The sequence below is a fragment of the Photorhabdus kleinii genome (genome assembly GCF_025384885.1).
Taxonomy (GTDB): domain Bacteria; phylum Pseudomonadota; class Gammaproteobacteria; order Enterobacterales; family Enterobacteriaceae; genus Photorhabdus; species Photorhabdus kayaii.
The window spans coordinates 22,382-29,402 of sequence record NZ_JAJAFY010000055.1; the positions used below are offsets into that span (position 1 = coordinate 22,382).

At 40.2% G+C, this 7,021-nt stretch carries 4 protein-coding genes and 1 pseudogene; 3 read left to right on the forward strand and 2 right to left on the reverse strand.

Annotation, left to right across the window (positions count from 1 at the left end; all coding sequences use genetic code 11):
- Positions 1-3: 3 nt before the first annotated feature.
- Positions 4-637 (forward strand): annotated as a pseudogene (locus LG003_RS19530) (ATP-binding cassette domain-containing protein); the annotation flags it as partial.
- Positions 638-820: 183 nt separating this feature from the next.
- On the opposite strand, the gene ychF reads toward LG003_RS19530, so the two are convergent.
- Both ychF and pth read right to left on the reverse strand, forming a co-directional pair.
- Positions 821-1,912 (reverse strand): redox-regulated ATPase YchF, encoded by a 1,092-nt coding sequence (gene ychF / locus LG003_RS19535; protein ID WP_112877001.1) that lies wholly within the window; start codon positions 1,910-1,912, stop codon positions 821-823.
- A gap of 134 nt (positions 1,913-2,046) precedes the next feature.
- On the reverse strand, positions 2,047-2,637 hold the full coding sequence (gene pth / locus LG003_RS19540; RefSeq protein WP_262981434.1) for an aminoacyl-tRNA hydrolase: 591 nt from the start codon (positions 2,635-2,637) through the stop codon (positions 2,047-2,049).
- 364 nt (positions 2,638-3,001) lie between these two features.
- On the opposite strand from pth, the gene LG003_RS19545 reads away from it, so the two are divergent.
- Complete coding sequence (locus LG003_RS19545) at positions 3,002-4,684, forward strand: phage tail protein (RefSeq protein ID WP_262981435.1); 1,683 nt, start codon at positions 3,002-3,004, stop codon at positions 4,682-4,684.
- 227 nt (positions 4,685-4,911) lie between these two features.
- The coding region (locus LG003_RS19550; protein ID WP_262981436.1) for an inverse autotransporter beta domain-containing protein at positions 4,912-7,021 on the forward strand (2,110 nt) is incomplete at its 3' end.

Consider the following 7,021-nt stretch of genomic DNA (forward strand, 5'->3'; position numbering starts at 1 on the left):
GCATTACATCAATTGCATGATAACGACAGCTTGATAGATGAGTTACGGCCATTTGCACCACTGATAGATGAACAGCGTAAGATGGCTCTGATTGGCGCTGGTTTTACTTACTCGCGCCATCAGCAAAAAGTGGCTACCCTCAGTGGTGGAGAACGTTCAAGATTGTTGTTTATAGGATTGAGTCTGGCGAAGTATGAATTGATCATACTGGATGAACCGACTAACCACCTGGATATTGAAGGTAAAGAAGCACTGTGTGAGCAAATTGCGACATTTAGTGGTGCATTACTTGTTGTTAGCCATTCGCTGGTTGATCGAAAATAGCTGTCAGCGTTTTTGGTTTATCAATAACAACCAATTGGAAGAGTATTACGATGTTGAGGCTATCTATCAGCAAATTGAACAGATGGGTCAGCAGCAAAGTAACCATAAGGAGCACGGCTGTTATACCTCCCACATTGTTAACGACAGGTTACAACCATCCTTATTGCCGGAAGAGCAATTACTGGAGTGCCTGTTTCATCTTGAAGAAAAACTGGAGGTCGATAGGAAGCGAAAAATCGCTCACCAGAAACCGCACCTTCAGCAGCAGTGGATAAAGGAGATAGAAAAAATACAGGCTCAGTTGAACCTGTAATTTATTGCCCGTACTAAGCGCATTTGGCCCTGAGAATGGTCATAATATCTCGGTGATGCCTGACCTTTCTGTAAGGCTTGCATCACTTTAATGCCTTTCAAGCCAACCTCATTATTTTCAGCGGCCTGAAAAGTCTATGTACCTACATAGACTTTTTTTGAACTAAGAATTCTGAATAAAGTTTTACACATTAAACAAGAAATTCATTACATCGCCATCTTTAACGATATAGTCTTTACCTTCTGAACGCATCTTACCGGCCTCTTTTGCCCCTTGCTCACCTTTGTAAGTGATGAAATCTTCAAAAGAGATGGTTTGTGCGCGGATAAAACCTTTTTCAAAATCAGTATGGATCTTACCGGCTGCTTGTGGTGCGGTTGCGCCAACTGGGATGGTCCATGCTCGAACCTCTTTCACGCCGGCAGTGAAGTAAGTTTGCAGATTCAGTAACTGATAGCCAGCGCGGATAACGCGATTTAAACCGGGTTCTTCTAGGCCAAGTTCAGCCATAAACTCTGCGCGTTCATCATCTTCCAGCTCGGCGATATCCGCTTCTACCGCGGCACAAACCGGTACGACCACTGACCCCTCTTTTTCTGCGATCGCACGAACCGCATCCAGATGAGGGTTGTTTTCGAAACCCTCTTCGTTGACATTAGCGATGTACATAGTGGGTTTTAGCGTCAGGAAACTCAAATAGCGGATAGCCGCTTTCTCTTCGGTACTGAGATCCAACGCCCGCAACATACCCGCTTGTTCCAGATGAGGCAGACATTTTTCCAGTGCCGCTAATTCTGCTTTGGCATCTTTATCGCCACCTTTGGCCCTTTTCTGGACACGATGAATGGCTCGTTCACAGGTGTCCAGATCGGAAAGGGCCAGTTCGGTATTGATGATCTCAATATCAGCAGCAGGATCAACTTGACCGGAAACGTGAATGATATTGTCATTGACAAAGCAGCGCACAACATGGCCGATAGCTTCTGTTTCACGAATGTTAGTCAAAAACTGGTTGCCCAAGCCTTCACCTTTTGATGCGCCTTTCACCAGACCAGCAATATCGACGAATTCCATTGTGGTTGGTAAGATTCGCTGAGGTTTCACAATTTCAGCCAGTTGTTCAAGCCGTGGATCTGGCATAGGGACTACACCCGTATTAGGTTCAATGGTGCAGAACGGGAAGTTTGCTGCTTCGATACCTGCTTTAGTCAGCGCATTGAATAAGGTTGATTTTCCGACGTTAGGCAGGCCAACGATACCGCATTTGAATCCCATGATTTTCACCTTAATTTACTTATAAATCAAAAGGCTGTATCAGCCTTTTCGATGAGTCAAAAAAATTGGCGCCATTATACACGGAATAACGGGCTATCACGATCTTACAGACAAGATTTATCGATTCCATGTCATCAAACGCTGGCTTTGAAGCTATGTAAGCGGTTAATCGCTTTATCCATATCTTGTTTCATCAGGATATCAGTACAACGCCGAGCTTCATCAATTGCATCATCAATCAGCTTTTGTTCACTGGCTGGTGGTTTGCCTAGCACAAAACCAACAACTTTATTTTTATCGCCGGGATGGCCGATACCAATACGTAAGCGATAAAAGTTAGGGTTATTGCCAAATTTGTTCTGAATATCTTTCAAGCCATTATGACCGCCATGACTACCACCCAGCTTCATTTTTGCCACCCCTGGCGGTAAATCGAGTTCATCATGAGCCACCAGAATTTCATCCGGTTGAATACGGTAGAAGGAGGCGAGGGCAGCGACAGATTTACCACTGAGATTCATAAATGTCGTTGGCACTAACAGACGAATATCATGACCGCACATATTAATCCGGGCAGTGTAACCAAAAAATTTACTCTCTTCTTTTAGTGATTGATTATGGCTCCGAGCGAGTAGATCAACATACCAGGCTCCGGCATTGTGTCTGGTTTGGGCATATTCAGCACCGGGATTAGCCAGACCGACGATTAGTTTTATGTTACTCACTATTTTTCTTCACTTTTGACAGTAAAACAAAAAGGAGGATAGTTTACCTGTCGGCGGCGACAAGTACAAAGTTCAGTTTGAAAGCCTGGAAATATTGTTACGAAAATTTTCGAGAGGAAATTGGAAGGAGAAAAGTCATTTACAGATATTAAGCACAAATAGTTTTGATATCTGTCTGGTTTGAAAATATTAAATTTTTTATTATTGCCAGTGGTACAAAAATAGTTAACTACCTAAGTCATAAGAAAGTTTTATTATTGTTTTTTCTAGATAGACTATAATTTAAATAAATTATGTAGAACGATTTTTACGATAATCCAACATGTTGATTATGAAATGATGTTTTTTTATTTTAGGAGGATATATGAGTCAAAAAAATGATTTTAAAGCTTTTTCTATTAGTAATAATGCTAATGTGGTGAGTCAAGAAGGATATGAAGAAAGCCGGAGTTTAAAGACGGGGTTTCCACCAGAAAATATTACTACTCATTTACTCAACAAGGTATTACGTCAGTCGTCGACAATAACATCTGTCGTGGCTGATTTTATCGCAACATATTCCGGCAATGATATTCTGGATGATGGGGATATAGCTAAACTTATTGTTCAATTAAATAGAGCGTTAGAACAAAAAATCGCAATAGAAGTACCAAATGCTTCATTAACACAAAAAGGTGTTACTCAGCTCACAGATAAAATAGGTAATAGCAATACCCTCGCGGTAACGCAGAAGCTTGTTTCTGATGTAAATGATAATGCTAATAACCGATTGGCAAAAAATCAAAATGGCGCAGATATTCCTGATAAAAACGCGTTTGTAAAAAACCTCGGCTTATCGGAAACAGTGGAATTGGCGAAAAATGCGGTATCGGCCAGTGGTGGAAATTATCCACAGTATTTTAGGTTTAAACAGGTTGAAACACTGCCTACTGAACGTAATGCGACTATGTTAGTTTCTTTGCAGGGAGCTAAACCGACAAGTGAGATAGTTGGGTTTACGCTTTACAATTGGTATGACAATTATATTAAAACCGGTATTGTGCGTGGAGGTAGCGTCGATACCTACGGATATACGATAGATATTAATGGCAGACGAGTTTTCTCTGTTTCTCCTGTGGGTCAGATTGAAGCTGCGTCGGCGAATATAAGGGGGAATGCCGGAGTTTTTAATATAACTCATGACACGGGTAAACATGCATATTGTCAGTTTATTGAAGGGGCAAAAAGAACGGCTTACGTTGGATTTCCAAGTGACGGGTCACCGAATTTTGATATTTGCAACGAAAAAAAATCTAGCAAATTAACAATTGGTGGAGAGTTGGCGGCGTATATTAATAACAATCTGGTTTTCTCTGTTTCTCCGGCGGGTCGGATTGATGCCGGGTCGGCAAATTTAAAGGGGGCTGGGGGTGTTTTTAACGTAACATACGATGCAGGCGGACATGCATATTTGCAGTTTTATGAAGGGGTAACAAGAACCGCCTACGTTGGATTTCCAGGTGATGGGTCATCGGATTTTGATATTTGCAATGAAAAAAAATATGGCAGGCTGACAGTTGGCGATAAGTTGAAATATAACGGTAATCCTATTGCAGTTTTTAATGATAACTGTATCGCCGATACTAACGGCAATCTCAAAGTATCCAGCCCCGTAGTGAATATTCATCCAGACGGAACTTATGATCTAACTCGTGAAGCGGAAGGTATGATTGTTGAGCGGATAGAGACAGGGAAATATCGCATTAGCGGTTGCAACGGTTTCGCTAAAGATGGGGCATGGGGAATTCACGGTGGTACTATCGTCCCAGCAGATAGCAACGGGTTAAATCTGATTTGGGTTTGTGAATCAGTAGATCCATCTAATGGCAATATAACCATCGAATGTTATCATCGTCAAAATAAAGATGCGCCGATATTTGCTCAAAATAGGCGCGTCAAGAGCGTTAATGGTGATGGAGAAGTCATTTATTATAATGATGGTGAACTATGCGATATCCCCGATGGACGAGTGATTAATGTTCGAGTTCAACTGCCGGAAAAATCATAATAACCATAATCACTGAGTGCGAACTCAGTGATTACAAATAAGCAGAAAATTGTATAAATACTTAATACTGGATTAGGAAAGCGTTTACGACGACTTTTATTTTGCTAAGTGATTACTTATGGTTATCGACTGATAATTTATTTTCATTATACAAAGTCATAGAAAGTAATTTATTGTGCTTAGTAGTGACAACTGAATATAACGGCAATGACTTTATGGTATTTCTGATGAACATTAATCGTACTTTTCGTAATAAAAGTGTGCTAATCGTCTTTTTTTTATTTTCAGCGATTATGCTACTAAAAAGTTATCCTGCTTTATCTGAACCAGTAAAGTCTTTGATTGGTATTGAAAATTGCCAGGAATACCCAAAAGCAGTTATAGAGCATAATATTGATAGCAAAAAACAGATAACCGAGCAGGCTGGCAATAAATTACACGAAAACGTTACTTATAAAGAGAAAAAGCGATCAGAGCCGAGGAGATGTGGTAATTTTTTATCAAAGAGAAGCATAGTAGGAAAAAACGATAGCGGTGAAAAACCAAAAATACCTCAGTTATATGAAAATGATCCTAAAGATGATAATCAAAATACTCCTCCTTTAATCCTCTCTCGTGGCCCTGAATTCCTTGGGTTATTAAATAAAGATCCGAAAAAATTAGCTCAGGATTATATTGTCAACAAGTTAAATAGTCAGATAACAAATAATACTCAAAAGTGGTTATCACAGTTTGGTACAGCTAAAATTAATTTAAATGTTGATCATCATGGGCACCTGGATGAAAGTTCCGTAGACTTACTCGTGCCTTTCTATGATGATAAAGATCACTGGCTTGTTTATAGTCAATATGGATATCGTCATAAAGATAGCCGTGACACTGTGAATTTAGGTGTTGGAACCCGTTTATTCATAAATGACTGGATGTATGGGGCGAATACTTTTTACGATAATGATTTAACCGGCAATAATAGCCGATTCAGCCTGGGTGGTGAACTATGGACTAACTACCTAAAAATGTCTGCTAACGCATATTTTCGCTTGAGTAATTGGCATAATTCCCGTGATTTAACCAATTATTATGAGCGCCCTGCCAATGGTTATGACCTTATTGCCGACATGTATTTACCTTCGATGCCCTCACTCGGCGCTAAAATAAAATATGAACAATATTTTGGTGATAATGTTGCATTATTTGGAACTAACAATAGACAAAAAGATCCCTATGCGGCAACTATTGGCGTAAATTATACGCCAATTCCACTGATAACAGCAGGAGTTGACTATAAATTAGGGAAAGAGGGTAAAAGTGATGGTATATTTTCATTCAATGTGAATTACCGATTTGGTGTTCCGTTATCAGAACAACTGTCACCAGAGAATGTTTCTTCACTACGAAGCTTGGCAGGGAGTCGTTACGACTTAGTTGAAAGAAATAATAATATTATTTTGAATTATTTGAAAAAACAGCAACATTTTAGGTTACTGGTTCCTGTATTAGAAATTAGTGGTTATGGTGGTGAAGCTAAACCAATACAAATTCAATCTGATACTCCATTCAAAAATATGATTTGGGATATGCCTGAGTTATTCCAGAAGAATGGCGGGATTCTAAATATAGAAAGTACTAATGGTTATACCATTCAGTTACCGGAATATCAGCCTGATGGAAAAAATGACTATACTATAACAGGTACAAGTAAAGATGATCAGCTAAGGGTGCAAATACAAGCTCATGTATTACAACGTAATATTTCTTTGAGTGTTAATACAACCGATCCTTTAATTGCTGATGGAAATGCGAAATATGTCTATACAGCTACTCTGCTTGGCGCTGACAAAAAAACGCCGATAGAAAATGCAAAATTGATTTGGGATACGGATAAAAAAGATCCTGGATTGAAATTAAAGCCTGATTCAGAGGCAACAGATAAAAATGGACAACAGACTGCAACATTAACAAGTACAACGCCATTATCCGATATACAAGTCAGCGTCAGTATTAATGGTGAACGTGTTACTACGGATAAAAAAGTCAGTTTTACTGAGACCAGTAGCAGCTATCGCGTCACCCGTGTGACGGTGGACAAAGACAGCGGACTCTACAACAACGGCACTGACAGTTATACCTTCACGGCGACGGTGGTGGATGCTTATGGTAAACCGGTAGCGGATAAACCGATTGAGATTGACTGGCAGACAAATTTAAAGGCTGACGGGTTAAAACTGACGAAACAGAGCAGCCCGGTGAGTAACGCGCAGGGGCAGGTCACGGCGACCTTAACCAGCACGGCGGCGGTGAAGGATGTGCAGGTATTGGCAAAGGCGGCGGCGAATC

Bases quoted from the DNA above. Each gene is read 5' to 3' on its own strand.
- LG003_RS19545 (WP_262981435.1), top strand. From the start codon at position 3,002: ATGAGTCAAAAAAATGATTTTAAAGCTTTTTCTATTAGTAATAATGCT.
- ychF (WP_112877001.1), bottom strand. From the start codon at position 1,912: ATGGGATTCAAATGCGGTATCGTTGGCCTGCCTAACGTCGGAAAATCA.